At 54.3% G+C, this 18,932-nt stretch carries 24 protein-coding genes and 1 tRNA gene; 16 read left to right on the forward strand and 9 right to left on the reverse strand.

The features are described from left to right. Window positions 1–91: 91 nt before the first annotated feature. From glp to V2P20_RS07505, 9 genes are read right to left on the reverse strand one after another with little or no spacing between them, the layout of a single operon-like run. Window positions 92–1,351, reverse strand: a complete 1,260-nt coding sequence (gene glp / locus V2P20_RS07465; protein ID WP_331817607.1) for a gephyrin-like molybdotransferase Glp — start codon at window positions 1,349–1,351, stop codon at window positions 92–94. Further along, entirely contained in the window at window positions 1,348–2,202 is an 855-nt protein-coding gene (soxA, locus tag V2P20_RS07470) for a sulfur oxidation c-type cytochrome SoxA (RefSeq protein WP_331817608.1), read from the reverse strand. Before soxA ends, glp begins: the two co-directional genes overlap by 4 nt. After that, entirely contained in the window at window positions 2,165–2,476 is a 312-nt protein-coding gene (gene soxZ / locus V2P20_RS07475) for a thiosulfate oxidation carrier complex protein SoxZ (RefSeq protein WP_331817609.1), read from the reverse strand. The genes soxA and soxZ overlap by 38 nt, the downstream gene beginning before the upstream one ends. 1 nt (window position 2,477) lies before the next feature. After that, the gene (soxY, locus tag V2P20_RS07480; RefSeq protein WP_331817610.1) at window positions 2,478–2,948 is read right to left on the reverse strand and encodes a thiosulfate oxidation carrier protein SoxY; all 471 of its coding nucleotides are present in this window, start codon (window positions 2,946–2,948) and stop codon (window positions 2,478–2,480) included. 28 nt (window positions 2,949–2,976) lie between these two features. Continuing rightward, the gene (gene soxX / locus V2P20_RS07485; RefSeq protein WP_331817611.1) at window positions 2,977–3,318 is read right to left on the reverse strand and encodes a sulfur oxidation c-type cytochrome SoxX; all 342 of its coding nucleotides are present in this window, start codon (window positions 3,316–3,318) and stop codon (window positions 2,977–2,979) included. Next, window positions 3,315–3,947: a thiamine phosphate synthase gene (thiE, locus tag V2P20_RS07490; protein WP_331817612.1), complete on the reverse strand. Its 633-nt coding sequence runs from the start codon at window positions 3,945–3,947 to the stop codon at window positions 3,315–3,317. Before thiE ends, soxX begins: the two co-directional genes overlap by 4 nt. Continuing rightward, entirely contained in the window at window positions 3,947–4,732 is a 786-nt protein-coding gene (locus V2P20_RS07495) for a hydroxymethylpyrimidine/phosphomethylpyrimidine kinase (RefSeq protein ID WP_331817655.1), read from the reverse strand. The genes thiE and V2P20_RS07495 overlap by 1 nt, the downstream gene beginning before the upstream one ends. After that, window positions 4,729–5,154 (reverse strand): protoporphyrinogen oxidase HemJ, encoded by a 426-nt coding sequence (hemJ, locus tag V2P20_RS07500; RefSeq protein ID WP_331817613.1) that lies wholly within the window; start codon window positions 5,152–5,154, stop codon window positions 4,729–4,731. Before hemJ ends, V2P20_RS07495 begins: the two co-directional genes overlap by 4 nt. A gap of 3 nt (window positions 5,155–5,157) precedes the next feature. Further along, entirely contained in the window at window positions 5,158–5,658 is a 501-nt protein-coding gene (locus tag V2P20_RS07505) for a TlpA disulfide reductase family protein (RefSeq protein ID WP_331817614.1), read from the reverse strand. Window positions 5,659–5,752: 94 nt separating this feature from the next. Here V2P20_RS07505 and serA point away from each other — a divergent pair, with 94 nt between their 5' ends. The 16 genes from serA (at window position 5,753) to V2P20_RS07585 (ending at window position 18,831) form a co-directional block, all read left to right on the forward strand. Beyond that, a complete protein-coding gene (gene serA, locus V2P20_RS07510; protein WP_331817615.1) occupies window positions 5,753–7,336 on the forward strand; it encodes a phosphoglycerate dehydrogenase in 1,584 nt (527 codons plus the stop codon). Between the two features lie 9 nt (window positions 7,337–7,345). Continuing rightward, the gene (locus V2P20_RS07515) at window positions 7,346–7,987 is read left to right on the forward strand and encodes an HAD-IB family phosphatase (protein WP_331817616.1); all 642 of its coding nucleotides are present in this window, start codon (window positions 7,346–7,348) and stop codon (window positions 7,985–7,987) included. 68 nt (window positions 7,988–8,055) lie between these two features. Beyond that, window positions 8,056–8,811, forward strand: coding sequence for a YebC/PmpR family DNA-binding transcriptional regulator (locus V2P20_RS07520; protein ID WP_331817617.1), 756 nt, complete (start codon window positions 8,056–8,058; stop codon window positions 8,809–8,811). 51 nt (window positions 8,812–8,862) lie between these two features. Continuing rightward, window positions 8,863–9,363 carry a crossover junction endodeoxyribonuclease RuvC gene (gene ruvC / locus V2P20_RS07525; RefSeq protein ID WP_331817618.1) on the forward strand — a complete coding sequence of 167 codons (501 nt, stop codon included), beginning with the start codon at window positions 8,863–8,865 and terminating at the stop codon, window positions 9,361–9,363. Beyond that, window positions 9,360–9,956 (forward strand): Holliday junction branch migration protein RuvA, encoded by a 597-nt coding sequence (gene ruvA, locus V2P20_RS07530; RefSeq protein WP_331817619.1) that lies wholly within the window; start codon window positions 9,360–9,362, stop codon window positions 9,954–9,956. Before ruvC ends, ruvA begins: the two co-directional genes overlap by 4 nt. Next, complete coding sequence (gene ruvB, locus V2P20_RS07535; protein WP_331817656.1) at window positions 9,956–10,987, forward strand: Holliday junction branch migration DNA helicase RuvB; 1,032 nt, start codon at window positions 9,956–9,958, stop codon at window positions 10,985–10,987. Before ruvA ends, ruvB begins: the two co-directional genes overlap by 1 nt. Before the next feature lie 130 nt (window positions 10,988–11,117). Then, on the forward strand, window positions 11,118–11,519 hold the full coding sequence (ybgC, locus tag V2P20_RS07540; RefSeq protein ID WP_331817620.1) for a tol-pal system-associated acyl-CoA thioesterase: 402 nt from the start codon (window positions 11,118–11,120) through the stop codon (window positions 11,517–11,519). After that, window positions 11,509–12,186 (forward strand): protein TolQ, encoded by a 678-nt coding sequence (gene tolQ, locus V2P20_RS07545; RefSeq protein WP_331817621.1) that lies wholly within the window; start codon window positions 11,509–11,511, stop codon window positions 12,184–12,186. Before ybgC ends, tolQ begins: the two co-directional genes overlap by 11 nt. Beyond that, window positions 12,183–12,629, forward strand: coding sequence for a protein TolR (gene tolR / locus V2P20_RS07550; protein ID WP_194971176.1), 447 nt, complete (start codon window positions 12,183–12,185; stop codon window positions 12,627–12,629). Before tolQ ends, tolR begins: the two co-directional genes overlap by 4 nt. Window positions 12,630–12,636: 7 nt before the next feature. Further along, window positions 12,637–14,319, forward strand: coding sequence for a cell envelope integrity protein TolA (gene tolA, locus V2P20_RS07555; protein WP_331817622.1), 1,683 nt, complete (start codon window positions 12,637–12,639; stop codon window positions 14,317–14,319). 117 nt (window positions 14,320–14,436) lie between these two features. Beyond that, on the forward strand, window positions 14,437–15,705 hold the full coding sequence (tolB, locus tag V2P20_RS07560; protein ID WP_194971203.1) for a Tol-Pal system beta propeller repeat protein TolB: 1,269 nt from the start codon (window positions 14,437–14,439) through the stop codon (window positions 15,703–15,705). Between the two features lie 205 nt (window positions 15,706–15,910). Then, entirely contained in the window at window positions 15,911–16,492 is a 582-nt protein-coding gene (gene pal, locus V2P20_RS07565; RefSeq protein ID WP_194971174.1) for a peptidoglycan-associated lipoprotein Pal, read from the forward strand. Beyond that, complete coding sequence (ybgF, locus tag V2P20_RS07570) at window positions 16,493–17,362, forward strand: tol-pal system protein YbgF (RefSeq protein ID WP_331817623.1); 870 nt, start codon at window positions 16,493–16,495, stop codon at window positions 17,360–17,362. After that, window positions 17,362–18,006, forward strand: coding sequence for a 7-carboxy-7-deazaguanine synthase QueE (gene queE / locus V2P20_RS07575; protein ID WP_331817657.1), 645 nt, complete (start codon window positions 17,362–17,364; stop codon window positions 18,004–18,006). Before ybgF ends, queE begins: the two co-directional genes overlap by 1 nt. 6 nt (window positions 18,007–18,012) lie before the next feature. Further along, window positions 18,013–18,690: a 7-cyano-7-deazaguanine synthase QueC gene (gene queC, locus V2P20_RS07580; protein WP_331817624.1), complete on the forward strand. Its 678-nt coding sequence runs from the start codon at window positions 18,013–18,015 to the stop codon at window positions 18,688–18,690. 65 nt (window positions 18,691–18,755) lie between these two features. Further along, window positions 18,756–18,831: transfer RNA gene (locus V2P20_RS07585), tRNA-Lys, on the forward strand. The last annotated feature ends 101 nt before the right edge of the window (window positions 18,832–18,932 follow it).

An 18,932-nucleotide genomic window follows, 5' to 3' on the forward strand; every position in this document is an offset into this window, starting at 1 on the left:
GGGTTGTTGGTCTCCAATTTTAAGCCTAATTAAAGCACGTGTAGGCTGGGTTGGAGCTTCAGCGGAAACCGAGCAAAGGCGACTCAGCTTGTTAAAACAGCCCAGAAAAAGGCTGCACCGTCACCCATTCGCCGGCTTTGATATCGGCGCTGTCATGGTCAAGAATAATAAACGCGTTCGCCAGGCTCATCGAGCGCAAAATCCCCGATCCCTGCTTGCCGGCCGTTTTCACGGTCCACTCGCCTTTTTCATTCTGTTCGATGATGCCGCGATAGATTTCGGTGCGGCCGGGTTTCTTGCGCAGGTTCTCAGTGGTTTTGGCCAGGAAGGCCGGTACGATCGGCTTGTTATTGATGCCCAGCATTTTTTCCAAGGCGGGCAGCACAAATTGATAAAACGTCACCATGACCGCGACGGGATTGCCGGGCAGGCCGAAAAACGCGGCCCTGCCGATCCGGCCGAAAGCCAGAGGCCGCCCCGGTTTGAGGGCGACTTTCCAGAAGTCGACCTGGCCGGATGCCTGCAGCGCTGTTTTCGTGTAATCGGCTTCACCGGCCGAAACGCCGCCGGAAGAAATGATCACGTCGGCATAGGCGCCGGCTTCTTCAAAACTATTCAGCAGCGAGTCGGGGTCATCTTCCAGTATCCCTAAATTGATGATTTCGATATCGGGCCGGTCCAGCGCCGCCAGCAGGCTGTAACGATTGCTGTCATAAATGCCGCCTGCGCCGGGCGTCTGGCCGATGCCGAACACCTCATTGCCGGTCGAGGCGATAGCGATTCTGAGTTTCCGGCGCACGCTGATTTCGGCAATGCCGAGCGAGGCGCACAGGCCGATGTCGGGTGGCGTCAGGTATTTGCCCGGTTGCAGGATGGTTTGCCCCTGCTGAATGTCTTCGCCAGCCTGGCGAACGTTTTGGCCGGCTTTATGCCGGTTGTCCAGTTCGATGAAATTATCAACTAACTGTACCTGTTCCTGCATGACCACAGTGTCCAATCCTTCCGGCATGGGCGCGCCGGTCATGATGCGGATGCACTGGCCGTGTTCCGTGCTGCCCGTATAAGGCTGACCGGCAAACGCCTGACCGATGATTTCCAGCCGGCGCGTGCCCTGGTCGGGCAAATCTTCGGCATGCAGCGCGTAGCCGTCGACGGCGGCATTGGTGTGCGCCGGTACATTAAGGGACGAAACAACCGGTTCGCAGAGCGTACGGTCTCTGGCATGTTCGATAGCAAGGCGCTCGTGGCCGCTGATTACGGGCACGGCGGCCAATATTCGGGCCAATGCATCTTTGACGGGGATCAGTCCGTGCTCATAGATATCGTTGCAGCTGGGTTGAGTTGTAATCATTTTCGCGTGCTGGGTCCGTTGCTGGGAATACCGTTGCCCATAAAGCTTAGAAAATACTCCAGATTCCGGAACTCCGGGCTTTGGGCAGGGATGGGCGGGGCTTTGATCTGTTCCAGGCATTCTTTGAAACGCCGATGCAGTGTGCCCATTTCGCCCCATTTTAACCGATAAACCGGCCAGTGGCTGGTATGCCCGAGTGAAGGGCTCAGGATTTCGGAGCGCAGCTGCTTGCCGGCGTTTTGCACATGGCAGGTGGCGCAGGCGAAATTCAACTGGCCGCGGCGCTGGTAGTAAAAATCCTTGCCTTGCTGATAGGCGACCAGGGGGCGCGGGTCGTCGGCCGGTATTGTGATCGTAATCGGCTTGCCGCGCGAGGTGAATGCCATGTAGGCGAGCAGTCTGGCGATGTCGCCTTTTTCATACGGCAGGGGCGCTTCCTGGTTGTCGGCACGGCAGTCATTGATGGCTTTCTCCAGGGTGATGACTTCGCTCTTATCGCGGTTCCATTTCGGATATTCGTGGGCAATGGCGATGCCTTGATTGGGAAAACAGTCGGCATAGCGGCGGCCGTTTTTAAAAGGCGTGCTGAACAAGGTTGCGCCCTGTTCTATGGCGCTCTCATAAGGCGGAAACTCTTCGATCGCCTGCCAGGACTGGCGCGCGATCGGATCGATCGCATAGACGCCGTCGGCATAGTCCGACAGTGTGAGCTTTGGGAACAGTTGCTGGTAATACTGCCGGAACTTCTGCTGATCCTGCAGCGGATCGGCCTGCGAAGGGAGAGCCAACAGCAGGCCGATAAAACCGCCAACGCTACTTGATAATATGCTCTTCAGAATCCTGCCGGCCAAGATTGTCCACCCAACTGATCGTGATTTTATCGCCCGGCTCGCCGCCTTTCAGCATGAAGGCGAAATACGGGTCCTTGGAAACGCCGCCGCCTATTGCGCAATTGGCGATCACCTTGTCGTTATGTTTGACGGTCAGCTCCTGAATGAAGTGCGCGGGGATAGGCTGGTTTGTGCTCTTGTCGATATTGCGGCCGTGCTCCATCGGATGCGTGATCAGGGTTCTGATCTGAAGCTTGCCGTCGATGCGTTTGGTGCGGATCCTGATGCTGCTCATCTTAGCCTCCACAGCCGCCGATGGTGACTTTGACGGTCTGTCTGGCGCTGTACAGGTTGCCGCCGGCCTGTGCGATGACAATGACGTCGGACGTTTCAGCCATTTTCAAGCGGGCCGAGACAAAAGGCTCAAGCTCGGGCGATAGATCGAACCGGGCGGCCAGCGGCACAGGGTTTTTTTCGACCAGGATGGAGATGGTGTCGACGCCGTCGAGATGACTGGTCACAGTGATCGGCACCACGGCGCCGTTTTCTGCAATCTGCGGTATCTGGATCTCGATCTTATCGCTTTCGGCGATTTTCGCGTCCTTGAACAGTGTTTTCAGCGTTTCTTCCAGTTTGCCCTGGGCAAACTGCTCGGCGACCCATTCGGCGCTGGCCGGACCGGATTTAACAAGACCGCTGGCCAGAGCCATTGAGTAAACGCCGAGCGATACGGATTTTTTCAGGAATTCTCTACGATTGACGGGCATGGGGACTCCAGTCTTTATTGCTGATAAGTTACTCCAGACTCCAGAGATAATCGACGACCTTGTCGATTTCTTCCGCGTCGAGGATGTGGTTCTTGCCGAACGGCGGCATGCTGGTTTCAGGATTGAAGCGCGTCGCATCCCAGATCTGCTCGCGCAGTTGCTGCTTGTCCTTAAATCGGCCTGGAATAGCCGCCAGCACAGGGCCGATATTGCCCGGCGATTCGCCGTCCGCAATGACATGACAAGCCAGGCAGTTGCCCTTGGTGCGGTCAAATGCAATTTGCCTGCCTTCGTCCAGCCGCTGTTTCGGGGTGTCGGCCATGCCGGCGCAGGGCAGCAGCAGAATAAGGGCAATGAGGCCAGGTTTCATGGCAGTACGGGTTCACCTTCGAACAAAGGCAGATACGCGCGGGCCGATTGTTCAGGCTGATGATCGAAAACGCCGCCGATGACGGCCAGCAGGTCGGCGCCGGCTTCCAGTAAGGGCGCGCCGTTACCGGGCAGGATGCCGCCTATAGCCACGATAGGGATGCGCAGCATGGATTTAGCCTGACTGAGTGTTTCGATCTGCGCAGGCGCAGCCAGCGGCTTCGACGAAGACGGGAAAAATCGTCCAAAAGCCACATAGGTTGCACCTCCTTTTTCGGCTTCGACAGCGCGTTCGACTGAGTTATAACAGGACACGCCAATAATGGCGTCCGGCCCCAGCCGCTTTCTGGCCTCGGCGATATGGCCGTCTTCCTTGCCGAGATGAACGCCGTCGGCGCCCGTTTGGACAGCCAGTTCGACATCGTCGTTGATAATCAGCGGCACGTCGTGGTGACGGCAGAGCTTGACCAGCTCACGGGTCAGCAAGACAGCGTCGATAGGGTTCTTGTCGCGATACTGCACGACGGCTGCGCCGCCGCGGATGGCCGCTGCGACTTCGCCGATAATCGTATCGATGGCTTTGTGGTCGGTCTGCGTGATGGCGTAGAGACCGGTCTGCGGAAATTTCATCAGTCGTCGATCCAGAAAAAGCGGTTGGGGTTGTGTTGGCCGTGGCCGGGCTGATAGGCGGCTTCCAGGGCATGCCAGGTATAATCCTGGGCTTCCGTAGCAGCCTGGAACGGGTCGAGGCCTTGCGCGATCAGACCGGCCACGGCCGATGCCAGCGTGCAGCCGGAGCCGTGGTAGCTGGCCGGCAGCCGGTCCCAGGTAAAGGTTTCGAGCAGGCGGCCGTCATGGAACAGTTGATTGCAGACTGCGGGCGAAGTTTCATGCGTGCCAGTGATCAATACATAATCGCAGCCTTTGTCCAGCAGCGCCAGGCCGCAGTCATGCAGATCGATCAGGCCGGTCAGCCGGCGCGCTTCTTCGCTGTTGGGCGTCAGCACGGTCGTGCAGGGCAGCAGCAGGTCCGCGATGGCCACAATGAGCTTTTCGCTCGCCAGTTCGGCGCCGCCGCCCGCCGCCAGCACCGGGTCCAGTATGACCGGAATCTGCGGGTGACCGGTCAAAATCGTCTGAATGGCCGCGGCCGTGTCAGGGTGTCCGATCAGGCCGATTTTAATGGCTTTGACCGGCAGGTCGGCCAATAATGTGGCAGCCTGGCTGATGATATCGTCCGGCCGTTGCGGAATCAGTTTCTTGACATTGTGCGTATCCTGTTCGGTCAGTGCCGTAATGACGCTGGCGGCATGGCACTGCTGGCTGACCAGGGTTTCGATATCGGCCTGCACGCCAGCGCCGCCGCTGGGATCGTGGCCGGAAAAACAGAGTACGACAGGACGGTTCATCATCAGAACGGCTTAACGACGGCCAGAATCACGATGCCGAGCAGAAACAGCACCGGCACTTCATTCATCCAGCGATAAAAGACATGACTGCGCCGGTTGCGATCGTATTTAAAGTCGAGCAGCCAGAGCCCGCAGAAAACATGATAGACCACCATCAAGGCCAGCAGCGCCAGCTTGGCGTGCAGCCAGCCGGCCGACCCGTATAGGGCCCAGGCATAGTCGATCAGCATCCAGATGCCGAAGACGAAGGTCAGGACCATGCCCGGCGTCGTGATGCCGTAATACAGCTTGCGTTCCATGACCTTGAAGCGCTCGTTGCTGATTTCGTCATCGCTCATGGCGTGATAGACATACAGACGCGGCAGGTAAAACAGGCCGGCGAACCAGGTGACCATGAAAATCAAGTGAAATGCTTTTAACCAGAGCATGGCTTATCCTTTCAGCAAAGCTTCAATGCGGGTTTTCATGTCGTCAGGATCGAACGCGCCGATTTTCTGCAGCGCAATCGAGCCGTCAGGCGTGATCAGGAAGGTGGTCGGCGTCAGGCGGACATCGCCGAAAGCCTGGGCATGCTCGGCCTGCAAATCCAGTGCAACGTCATAAGGCAGCGATTTGTCTTTGGTCATGGTGACGACGTGATTGGGCGGGTCGTAGTACATGGCAACGGCGATGATTTCCAGTCCCTGCGCATGAAAATTTTTGTATAAATCGACCAGATGCGGGATTTCTTCCATGCAGCCGGGGCAGTCGGTGGCCCAGAAAGTGACCAGCACGGGCTTGCCGCGCAGCGCATTTAAAGCGATTTTTTTGCCGGTAATGGTCGTGAAAGTCGCATCGGGTGCCGGCGTCACGGTTTTGCCAAAGCCTATCCAGATTCCTGCCGAAATTAACGCCAGCAATAATAACCCTAAGAACCAGTCTTTAATTTTCATTATCCTAAAATGTCAACTATTGGTAATATCGGGATTATAACAAAGCTGTTATTCAATAGATCAATTTAGCGCGTAGTCTTCCGGAGATTGTCTTATGAAAAAAATTCTTATTTCAGACAAGTTGGCAGAAGCGGGAATTAATTATTTGCATGATCAATCCGATATACAGTTGCATATCGAGACAGGATTGAATGAGGACGGCCTCTGCAAGATTATCGGCGACTACGATGCGCTACTGATACGCAGCGATACAAAAGTCACTAAAAAAGTCCTACAGGCCGCCAAACGCCTGAAGCTGATAGGCCGAGCCGGCATAGGCGTCGATAATGTCGACCTGGCCGCGGCCACCGAGCAGGGCGTTATCGTCATGAATACGCCCGATGCCAATGCCACGACTACGGCCGAATTGGCTGTCGCGCACATGATGTCGCTGAGCCGGCGCCTGCCAACCGCCGACCGTTCCATCCGTGCCGGTAAATGGGAGCGCTCCAGACTGATGGGTTCCGAAGTCGCGCACAAGACGCTGGGCATCATCGGTTTCGGCACGATTGGCCGTATCGTCGCCCAGCGCGGGCTGGGCCTGAAAATGCATGTGATTGCGCATGACCCTTTCGTAACGCCGGAGATTTTCGAGGAACTGGGCGTCGAATCCGTGGAACTCGACGATTTGCTGAGACAATCCGACTATGTCACCCTGCATTGCCCGCTGATCGAGAAGACGCGCGGCCTGATAGGCAGCAGTCAGCTGACCATGATGAAGAAGGAAGCCATGCTGATCAACTGCGCCCGAGGCGGTCTGATCGATGAAGGTGCGCTGTATGATGCCTTGAAGAACGGCCAGATCGCCGGCGCGGCGCTCGATGTCTATGAACATGAGCCGCCTGTCAATTCGCCCCTGCTGGAACTGGATAACATCGTGTTTACGCCGCATCTGGGGGCCTCCACGACGGAAGCGCAGGTTGCAGTCAGCGTGGAGATCGCCCGGCAGGCCGTGACTTTCCTGAAAACCGGCGAGGCGGTCAACGCCCTGAATCTGCCCAGACTGTCGGCCGAGGAGTTAAAACGGGCAAGCGAGTTTATGACGCTGGCCAACATTTTAGGCAAGGTGCTGGTTAATCTGGCGCCCAAGCCGCTGGAAAAAATCGAGGTGGCGCTGTTCGGCAAAGCAGCCGAGGTCGAGGCGCGCCCGGTTTCTGTGTCAGCACTGATTGGCGTGCTGAGCGGACAGGTTTCGGCGCCTGTCAATCGCGTCAATGCCGAAAATATCGCCCGTCGCCAGGGAATCTCCTTGATTGAGTCAAAAACGCAGGAAACGCAGGACTACCTGTCGCTGATCAAGGTGGCTGGGCATTACGCGGATCAAAGCATTACGCTGGCCGGCGTCTTGCTGGGCGGCCGCCATCCGCGCCTCATTTCCATTGATCAGTTCGATATTGAAGTCGTGCCTATAGGTACAGTATTGATTACGCGCCATGATGACAAGCCGGGCGTGATATCGGCTATCAGCGCCGTACTGGGCAATGCTGATATCAATATCTCCAGAATGGAAGTTAGTACGGCCGATGACCAGAATCAGGCCATGGCAGTCATCAGCGTCTCCAAACCGTTGACGGATGACTTATTGCAGCAACTGTGTGGCATTGCAGCCGTGCATAAAGCGACACAGATTAATTTGTGAGTTCAGAGTATGAGTTTCAATATCGTTTGTTTTGATTGTGACAGCACCTTAAGCTGGGTGGAAGGCATAGACGAACTGGCCCGACGCGTTGGACTGGGCGAAGAAATGTCTAGGCTGACCGAGGCGGCCATGAACGGCGAGGTGCCGCTGGAAGCGGTTTATGGGCAACGTTTGGCGCTGGTAAAGCCGGATCAGTCCAGCATCGACTGGCTGGCGGATTTGTACATTGAGGAAATCGTCCAGGGGGTCGAGCAGGTGTTCGAGACGCTGGCGGCGCAAGGCAAAGAACTGCATATCATCAGCGGCGGCATCCGGCAGGCGCTGTTGCCTTTGGCCCGGTATCTGGATCTGGCCGAAAGCCATGTGCATGCCGTCAATGTTTATTTTGACGAAGAAGGCTGCTATCGCGGCTACGACCAGGCTTCGCCTTTAGCCAGGACAGGCGGCAAGGCGGATTGTTGCCGGGAGTTAAGCAGGCCGCAAGCCTCTGTCGTTATGATTGGCGACGGCAAGACCGACATAGAAGCCAAGCGGGCGGGCGCTTATGTGATCGGTTTCGGCGGCGTGACGGACCGGGCTATTGTGCATGAGCAAGCCGATGTTTTTGTTTCCGGGCCTTCATTGACCGACGTTCTGCCGTATATTTTATAAAGTGTATCGATTAGCGCCGTGCAGGATGTTAAAATTGATAAATTTTAAACTGTTACTAGAGAGAGACAATGGCTGGACATAGTAAATGGGCTAATATCAAACACCGCAAAGCCGGACAGGACGCCTTGCGCGGCAAGCTTTTCACTAAAATCCTCAGAGAAATTTCAGTAGCGGCAAGATCCGGCGGCGGCGACCCTGCGACCAACCCGTCTTTGCGGACAGCAATAGACAAAGGTCTGGGCGCCAATATGAAGCGCGATACCATTGAAAATGCCATTAAAAAAGCCACCGGTACGCAGGAAGGCGTTCACTACGAGGAAGTGCGTTATGAGGGCTATGGTCCAGGCGGTACGGCCGTCATGGTTGACTGCCTGACCGATAACCGCAACCGCACCGTTGCCGAAGTACGCCATGCCTTCAGCAAAGCGGGCGGCAATCTGGGTACCGACGGCTCCGTGGGTTATATGTTTACCAAGGTTGGCATTATCTCTTATGCCGATTCAGTCGATGAAGACGCGCTGATGGAAGCGGCCCTGGAAGCCGGCGCAGACGACGTCGTGAGCAACGACGACGGCTCGAAGGATGTCATGACCGCGCCGGAAAATTATCTGGAAGTCAAAGATGCCCTGATTGCAGCAGGTTTTCAGCCTGAAAATGCCGAGATCACGATGCAGGCGTCGACCAACACCGAGCTCGACGCCGAAACCGCAGAGAAAATGATGCGTCTGATAGAGCGGCTGGAAGACCTGGACGACGTGCAAAACGTCTACTCCAACGCCGATATCAGCAACGATATCATGGAACAGTTGTCTGAAAAGGCATAAGGCATATTGGCTTTTCAGCCTTGAAATTATCACTGGCAGACACCATTCATTGTGACGCGTATTTTGGGGATAGATCCTGGTTCAAGAATTACCGGCTACGGCATTATCGAGCATTCGCCGCGTGGTTATAGCTATATAGCCAGCGGCAGTATCCGCATTAATGCCGACTATTTCCCTGACCGGCTCAAACAAATCTTTGACGGTATTCTGGAAATTGTCGACTTATATCAACCTGAGCAAATGGCTATAGAACAGGTGTTCATGCATAAAAATGCCGATTCCGCGCTTAAGCTCGGGCAAGCCCGCGGCGCGGCCATTTGCGCGGTTCAGGTAACGGGCCTGCCGGTGTTCGAATACGCCGCCCGCCAGGTCAAGCAGGCGCTGGTGGGCAAGGGCAGCGCCGAAAAGCTCCAGGTTCAGCACATGGTGAAAATTCTGCTGAATCTGCAAGGCGAGCTGCAGATCGATGCCAGCGATGCGCTGGGGATTTCGCTTTGTCACGCCCACTACCGGCAGACTGCGCTGCGTTTGCAGCAGAGAGCGTTGAAATGATAGGTTTTTTACGCGGCAAGCTGGTGCATAAAGCGCCGCCTATGCTGTTGCTCGATGTGCATGGCGTCGGCTATGAAGTCGAAGCGCCGATGACGACTTTTTACAACTTGCCGGCCATCGGCGAGGAAGTCCAGCTGCATACGCATCTCGTCGTTCGTGAAGATGCCCATATTCTGTTCGGGTTCTCAGCCGAAGCCGATCGCCTGATGTTCAGGAATCTGATCAAGGTCAACGGCGTCGGCCCCAAGCTGGCTTTGACGATTTTATCGGGCCAGAGCGCAGAAGAGTTTCATCAAAGCATCCTGAACGGCGACATACAGGCACTGGTCCGTTTGCCGGGCGTAGGCAAGAAAACCGCCGAACGGCTGATAATTGAAATGCGCGACAGGCTGCCGAATTTAGGGGATACGGCGCCGGTGCGGGTCGATGTTTCAATGGCTCAGACGGGCAATCCCAGGCAGGAAGCTATCAGCGCTTTATGCGCATTAGGCTACAAGCCGCAGGACGCCGCGAAAATGGTGCAAGGCATCAGCACGGAAGATAAAAGTTGTGAAGATATTATCCGGTCGGCATTGCAAGGCGCCTTAAAATGATAGAAAAAGATCGCATAGTGACCGCCCACAGGCTTTCCGATGAAGAGCGGCAGGATCGGGCCATTAGGCCCAAACGCTTGGCTGACTATGTCGGCCAGAAAGAGTTGTGCGCGCAGATGGAGATTTTCATTCAGGCGGCTACCGCGCGTCAGGAAGCGCTGGATCACGTCCTGATTTTTGGGCCGCCGGGTTTGGGCAAGACCACGCTGGCCAATATCATCGCGGCCGAGATGGGCGTCAATATCCGCCAGACATCAGGGCCTGTGCTCGACAAGGCCGGCGATCTTGCCGCGTTGCTGACCAATCTTGAAGCGCATGATGTGCTGTTCATCGATGAAATCCATCGCTTGAGCCCGGCGGTTGAAGAGATCCTGTATCCGGCGATGGAGGATTATCAGATCGACATCATGATCGGCGAAGGGCCGGCCGCGCGCTCCATCAAACTGGATCTGCCGCCGTTCACGCTGGTGGGCGCGACGACCCGCGCAGGCCTCTTGACTTCGCCGCTGCGCGACCGTTTCGGCATCGTGCAAAGACTGGAGTTTTATACGGTCGATGAACTGGCCAGCATCGTCGCGCGTTCGGCAAGAATGCTGGGCGTCAACATGGAGCAGACCGGCGCCTTTGAGATTGCGCGCCGCTCGCGCGGCACGCCCCGTATCGCCAACCGCCTGTTGCGCCGCGTGCGCGATTTTGCCGAGGTCAAAGGCAACGGCATCGTGACGCAGGAAATCGCCAACCAGGCGCTGACCATGCTGAAAGTCGATAACAACGGTTTCGATGCGCAGGACCGCAAGCTGCTGCTGACCATGATTGAAAATTTCGCCGGCGGGCCGGTAGGACTCGACACGCTGGCGGCGGCCATCAGTGAGGAGCGCGGCACGATTGAAGACGTGCTGGAGCCGTATTTGCTGCAGCAGGGGTTCATTATGCGCACACCGCGCGGGCGCGTGGTGACGCAGCACGCCTATCTGCATTTTGGCCTGCAGCCGCCGCAACAGCTGGGCGTATCGGAAGATATATTTACATAATAATTTTTTATTTGATCAGGAACGCAAGGACATAAAAGGGTGGCTTTTTAGTCGCCCTTTTTACGCTTTAAAGCGTATTTTTGATATCAGCGCAGTTTTAGAGGACTCATCAATGAGGGAATAAAGAATAATGAAAAAATTTATCTGGCCAGTACGGGTTTATTACGAAGACACTGATGCAGGCGGCGTGGTGTATTACGCCAACTACCTGAAGTTCTTCGAGCGGGCAAGGACCGAAATGTTGAGGGCGATGGGGTATGAACAGGATCAGTTGATGGCGGAGGGCATTATCTTTGTCGTGCGCTCTATCCAGGTCGATTACCTGATTCCGGCCCGATTCAACGAGCAACTGCAGGTCAGCGCCGGCTTGAGCCTTGTCAAAAAAGCCAGTTTTGATTTTGAGCAACAAATTACACGAGGCGATGAGGTTTTATGCAAGGGCATAATTCGAGTTGCCTGCCTGGATGCGCAAACCATGCGTCCTAAAGCTATTCCTGAGAAATTACAAGAGCAGTTAAAGAATGAGTACTGATTTATCCATTTTTCATTTGATCACAGAAGCCAGTTTCGTCGTTCAATTTGTCATGCTGATATTGCTGACCGCTTCAGTCGTATCATGGACATTTATCTTTTCCAAACGCAAAGTGCTGATTCGGGCTCTGGAAATTACCGACGAATTCGAAGAGCAATTCTGGTCCGGCGTGCCGCTGGCCGATCTCTATAGAAAACTGACATCGAAAGACTTCGAGCCGGAAGGCATAGAAAAAATATTCCTGGCCGGCTACAAGGAATTCTCCCGCATGCGTCAGACCGGCAATGTCGAGCCCGCTGTACAAGTGGAAAGTGCCCAGCGCGCCATGCGCATCGAGCTGTCGCGCGAACTGGACCGGCTTGATGAGCATCTGCCGTTTCTGGCGACCGTCGGCTCGACCAGCCCTTATGTCGGTTTGTTCGGTACGGTATGGGGCATCATGAATTCATTCCGCTCGTTGGGCAATGTCCAGCAGGCGACATTGGCGCAAGTGGCGCCTGGTATTGCCGAAGCCTTGATCGCAACGGCCATCGGTTTGTTCGCCGCGATCCCGGCCGTTGTTTCCTATAACCGGTTTTCCACGCGTCTGGACCGGTTGACAGGACGCTATGACCTGTTCGTTGAAGAGTTCGTCGTATTATTGCAAAGGCAGGCGCACAACAAATGAGTCCGGTAGAAAGCAGCAAACGCGGCCGCGGCCGAAGAAAACCCATGGCGGAAATCAATGTCGTTCCCTACATTGACGTTACGCTGGTATTGCTGATCATCTTCATGATCACCACCCCTATGCTACAGACCGGCGTGAAAGTCGATCTGCCCAAGGCTGAATCGGCAACCGTGGAACAGAAGGATGATCCGCCGCTTGTCGTGACTATCGATAAACAGGAGCAATACTTTATCAGCAATGGCGACGGCAAGGATGAGCCCATACAGCCGGAAGAAATAACTGCGCGCGTGACAGCCGTCCTGAGCGGAAAGCCGCAAACCCAGGTTCTGATCAATGCCGATGAAACGCTGGGCTATGGCAAGGTGGTCAAATTAATGGCTGAGCTGAAAAAAACCGGTTTACTGAGCAATGTAGGGTTGATGACTAAACCTGAAGATAAATAGAAAGTAAATGGATAGTCAAAAACGATTTGTAAAGCCATTTCTCCTGGCTTTAGCTTTGCATGTTGTTCTCTTTAGCCTGTTTGCGTTAAGTTTCGACACCAAGCCGAAGCAAAGCAGCGAGCCAGCGCCGGAAATTATCCAGGCTTCGCTGGAAGAAATTGATGCGCCTCAGGAAGCCGATCCTAAAGCTGAGAAGCAGGCTGAGCAGAAAGCCGCTGCATTGAAACGCCAGCAATTAGTCGAGCAGCAACAAGCCGAAGCCGCCAAAGCCGCCGCGGAAAAAGCGGCTGCAGCCGAGAAAGCCGAAACTGCCCGAAAAGAAGCTGCTGAAAAAGCCGAGGCTGCAAGAGCAAAAGCCGTTGCCGAAGCAGCTGAAAAGGCTGCTGCCGAGAAAGTTGCCGCGGAAAAGGCCGCAGCCGCAAAGGCTGAAGCGGAAAGAACCGCGGCTGCTAAAGCTGCAGCAGAGCAGGCTGAAATAGCAAGAGCAAAAGCAGCTGCGGAAGCCGCTAAAGCCAAAGCGGCTGCTGAAAAGGCGGCAGTCGAGAAAGCAGCTGCCGAGAAGGCCGAGGCCGCCCGAGCTAAAGCGGCGGCTGAGAAAGCCGAAGCCGCTCGAAAAGAAGCCGCTGAAAAAGCCGAGGCAGCAAGAGCCAAAGCCGTTGCCGAAGCAGCTCAAAAGGCTGCTGCCGAAAAAGCGGCCGCGGAAAAGGCCGCAGCCGCGAAGGCTGAAGCGGAAAAAACCGCGGCTGCCAAAGCCGCAGCAGAGCAGGCTGAAATAGCAAGAGCAAAAGCAGCTGAGAAAGCCGAAGCTGCCCGAAAAGAAGCCGCTGAAAAGGCTGCTGCCGAGAAAGCCGAAGCTGCTCGAAAAGCCGTCGCTGAAAAGGCTGCTGAGAAAGCCGAAGCCGCTCGAAAAGCCGCCGCTGAAAAAGCTGCTGAGAAAGCCGAAGCTGCCCGAAAAGCCGCCGCGGAAAAAGCGGCAGCCGAGAAAGCTGAAGCCGTTCGAAAAGCGGCCGCTGAAAAGGCTGCTGCCGAGAAAGCCGAAACTGCCCGAAAAGCCGCTGCTGAAAAAGTGGCAGCCGAGAAAGCCGAAGCTGCCCGAAAAGCTGCCGCTGAAAAAGCGGCGGCCGAGAAAGCCGAAGCTGCGCGAAAAGCCGCTGCCGAAAAAGCAGCGGCCGAGAAAGCCGAAGCTGCCCGAAAAGCCGCTGCTGAAAAAGCGGCGGCTGAGAAAGCCGAAGCTGCCCGAAAAGCTGCTGCCGAAAAAGCAGCGGCCGAGAAAGCCGCCGCGGAAAAGGCCGCGGCTGCAAAGGCTGAAGCGGAAAGAATCGCAGCAGCTAAAGCCGCAGCGGAGCAGGCGGCAATAGCAAAGGCTAAAGCCGATGCCGAAGCGGCAAGAGCAGCAAGAGCTGCAGCCGGAAAAGACGCGAAAGATGCGATTCAGAGAAAAGTAAATCACAGCTGGATTCGTTCGCCTACCGCCGCAGCCGGCATGAGATGCACTATCCAAGTCAGGTTGACTTCCGGCGGTCAGGTAATTGGTGAGCCCGTTGTTATTGCATCCAGTGGCGATGAAATGTTTGATAATTCCGCGGTCAATGCCGTTTTAAAAGCTCAGCCGCTGCCTGTACCTACGGATAGGGAATTGTTTAACAAAGAGTTTAGATCGTTTACGTTCACATTCGAGCCGAGAGGATAAATGTGTTGTTCTACCCGTTGTTATTTAGGTAAGGACGTTTATTGGCAGGTCAGGTGATATGTCAACCGGTTTTTTGAATTAAATGACAGAGGAAATAATGTGAGTTTTTTTAGAAGAATGTTGTTAGTCGGCCTGATCGGGTTTCATGCTCCGATCACCCATGCCGAAATGAATATTGAAATTACCGAAGGTATTGAGAGCGCCATGCCTATTGCTATCGTGCCTTTCGGTTTTCAAGGGGCATCCGGTATGCCCGTTAATATCAGCTCGATTGTTAATGCAGATCTGGGGCGTAGCGGTTATTTTAAAACGCTGGACGAACAGAGTATGCTGAGCAGGCCGACAACGGCAGATGCGGTCAGATTCAACGAATGGCAGTCTTTAGGGCAGAATTATCTGGTTATCGGACAGGTGGCAGAGGGCGCGGGACAATATAATATTGAGTTCCAAGTGTTCGATGTCTATAAAGGCACGCAGGTATTGGGCTACCGAATGGCTTCGCCGCCGTCTGAGTTGCGCCGGACGGCACACCAGATCAGCGATATCATTTATGAAAAGCTGACCGGCATTAAGGGCGTCTTCAGCGGCCGGATCATCTATATCACCAGCCAGTCGCAAGGCGGCAATCAGCGCATACACAGGCTGCAAGTCGCCGATGCCGACGGATTCAATCCTCAAACCATCGCGTCATCGCCTGAGCCATTAATGTCGCCAGCCTGGTCGCCCGACGGCAGAAAAGTGGCCTATGTATCGTTTGAGAAAAAAACGGCGGGCATCTACGTACAGACGCTGGCCACCGGTGAGCGGCAAAAAGTGGCCGAATTCCCCGGTATTAACGGCGCGCCGGCCTGGTCGCCTGACGGGCAGAAGTTGGCGCTGACCTTGTCCAAAGACGGCAACCCCGATATTTATGTGCTGGACTTGTCTTCGCGTTCATTGACAAAACTGACTCAAAGCTATGCGATCGATACCGAGCCGACCTGGTCGCCTGACGGCAGCCATATCGTCTTTACATCGGATAGAGGCGGCAAGCCGCAACTGTATATCATGCCCAGCAGCGGCGGCGGGGAAAAAAGGCTGACGTTTACCGGCGATTACAACGCGGGGGCCAGTTTTTCACCGGATGGCAAAAATATAGCGATGGTGCATGGCAACCGTGGCGACTATCGTATTGCCGTCATGGACATGGCAACCCGTACAGTCAATGTCCTGACTGAAGGGCGTCTGGACGAGTCTCCCAGCTTTGCTCCGAACGGCAATCTGATTTTATATGCGTCACGGAAAGGCGGCACCGGTTACTTATCGGCCGTATCAATCGATGGTAAAATGCAGCAAAAACTGGTCTTTGATAGTAGTGAAGTGCGTGAACCGGCTTGGGCACCCTAGTGCTCAGCCAATCCTGACTTGACGGATAAAGTAAATCCGTTTGTCCTGCCTCTTCGACTGCACTCAGGACTAAAGGCTTTGTCGAAGGATGAGCGGATTTACATCAAGCCTATTGACCCGACATATCAATACCGGCTGAATACTAGAGCTGTTGGCGATACCCTATTTTTAAAATAGAATTAATAATTTATTTATGGAAGTTAAAATGAAATTGAATAAAGCAATATTGGCATTGGCAATCAGCGCAACCCTCTTGACTGCTTGCAGTTCAACCGATGAGCAGGATGCAGGCTTTACCGACGGCAGCCAGAGCGGCGCGGCCGGCATCAATGATGCCTCAACCAGCGGATTAAATGGCGGGTCCGGCATCTCCGGTTCGGAGATGGGCAGCGGCTCAGGTTTTGGCAGCGGAGGCGGCCTGGGACCGGAGTTCAGCGATCCGAACAACCCGCTGTCAAAACAAACCATTTACTTCATGCTGGACAGCAGCCAGGTACAGCAGGACTATGTGCCGGTTGTTGCCGCTCACTCACAATACCTGCTTGCCAACCCTGGGCAACACATCGTACTGGAAGGCCATGGCGATGAGCGTGGCTCCCGCGAATACAACATCGCGCTGGGCGAGCAGCGTGCAAAAGCGGTCGCCAGCATGATGAAAGTGCAAGGCGTCAATGAAAGCCAGCTGGAAATCGTCAGCTACGGTGAAGAAAAACCGGCAGCATTTGGACATGATGAGTCATCCTGGCAGCTAAACCGTCGTGTTGAACTGGTCTACCAAGGCAAATAAATGAAAAAGCGTTTACTCATGCTGCTGTGTGCCTGCAGCACTGCTTATGCAGAACCAAGGGCATTGCCGCCTGTCATCGATAATTCAACCTATCCTGCTGGCGCAGCCAATCAGGGCTCAGTTCCGCCTAATGCCGTATATGAGCTGATGGCGCGTGTAGAGCAATTGCAGTCTGAAGTGCAGCAGCTTACGGGCAAATTGGAAGAGCAGGCCAATCAGATCGCTGAGCTGAAAAAGCAACAGGATACTATGTATTCCGACTTTGATGAGCGTCTGAGCAGCATCGAGAATAATGCGGCTGGCGGTGCTCCAGCAACTACCGAAACTGCACCTGGTCAAGAAGGAGCGGCTGCTCCGGCTACCAATGCGGCCGATCCTGCTGCCGCACCAGCGCCTGCGGCGCCAGCTCCGGCTCCGGCGGAAAATGCTCCAGCACCGCAGCCTGCGCCTGCGGTGCAGCAACCGGCTGCGCCTCAGGTATCAGACGGTGAAAAACAGCAATACCAACAGGCCTATGAAGCTTTGAGGAAAGGGCACACTAGCGAGTCAATCACGCAGTTCAATACCTTCCTAAGCCAATATCCTAACGGCGCCCTGGCAAGCAATGCTCAGTACTGGCTGGGCGAGGCTCATAAAGTCAACCAGGACATTAATTCGGCGCGTGCAGCCTTTAATGCCGTCATCCAGAATTATCCGAGCAGCGCCAAAGCGCCGGATGCCTTATTGAAGTTGGGGTATATTGAATTTGATCAGCAAAACTGGGTCAAAGCGCGAGAATATTTAACCCGAGTTACTGTTGAGTTCCCTAGCTCAACTGCAGCTCATTTAGCAAAAAAGAAATTGCTGCAGCTTGAGGAAGCCAAACCCTGATTGTGAGTTCATTACGTATAACTGAAATTTTCCATTCGCTGCAAGGTGAGTCGAATACGGTAGGGTTGCCTACCGTGTTTATCCGGCTCACCGGTTGCCCATTAAGATGCGTCTATTGTGATACCGCCTATGCGTTTACCGGCGGTACAAAAACATCGATTGATGCCATCATTGACCAGGTTGATCAGCATGCGGCCCGCTATGTGACCGTCACGGGCGGAGAACCTCTGGCTCAGCCTTCATGCCTGGAATTAATGACGAGATTGCTCGACAAGGGTTATGTTGTCTCGCTGGAAACAAGCGGTGCGCTTGACGTTTCCGGCGTAGACCCGCGCGTGAGCAAAGTCATGGATCTCAAAACCCCAAGTTCAGGCGAATTAAGCAGGAATCGTTATCAAAACATCGACTATCTAACGCCCAGGGACCAGGTCAAGTTTGTGATCGGCAGTGATGAAGACTATGAATGGTCGAAAGCGATCTTAGCCGAGCATGATTTGCCTGACCGCTGCGAAATCCTGTTCTCGCCGACCATGGGGCAACAGAATCCAACCGAACTGGCAGAAAAAATCCTGCGCGACAGGCTGCCTGTTCGCTTTCAAATACAACTCCATAAAATACTTTGGGATGATGCCCGAGGTAAATAACCAGAAATGTCAAAAAAAGCCGTTATTCTGCTGTCAGGCGGATTAGATTCAATTACTGTACTTGCTCTTGCCAAAAAACAGGGTTTCAAGTGCCATACCTTAAGTTTTGATTATGGTCAGCGGCATAATGCCGAGTTAAAAGCGGCTGCGCAGATAGCGGCAGACTACAGCGTCGAGGAGCATAAAGTCATCAATATCGGCTTAAGCTCAATCGGCGGATCGGCCCTTACCGATGAACATATCGCTGTGCCTGATACGGCACAGGAAGGCATTCCGGTTACTTACGTGCCGGCCAGAAATACCATTTTTCTGTCTTTCGCATTGGGTTGGGCAGAAGTCTTAAATGCCCACGATATTTTTATCGGAGTCAATGCCGTCGATTATTCCGGCTATCCCGACTGCCGGCCTGAATTTATCAAAGCGTTCCAACAACTGGCGAATCTGGCTACCAAAGCAGCGGTAGAAGGCGAGCATTTTGCTATCCATACGCCGCTGATCTCGTTAAGCAAAGCCGAAATCATCAAGCTGGGCGCCGAATTGGGCGTTGATTATTACCGCACAGTTTCCTGTTATTCCGCTGATGAGCAAGGCCGCGCATGCGGTGTTTGCGATGCCTGCCGCCTAAGAAAAGCCGGTTTTGCCGAAGCTGGAATAGCAGATCCAACGCGATATCAGAAAAAATAATTAAAGAAATTAAAAAAAGAGTTGCAAGATCTAAAATAATCCTTATAATAGGCATTCTTTGTTGAGGGTCGTTAGCTCAGCCGGTAGAGCACCGCACTTTTAATGCGATGGTCGTGCGTTCGAATCGCACACGACCCACCAACAAAACATTATGAATTAACCAGTTAGCTTTAATAGGCAACTGGTTTTTTTATGCCCATCGAAAAACTTTCCACATTCTTTCCACTTTTTATCATTTTCCA

It is taken from the genome of Methylobacter sp. Wu1 (genome assembly GCF_036553575.1).
In the GTDB taxonomy this organism is placed as follows: Bacteria; Pseudomonadota; Gammaproteobacteria; order Methylococcales; family Methylomonadaceae; genus Methylobacter.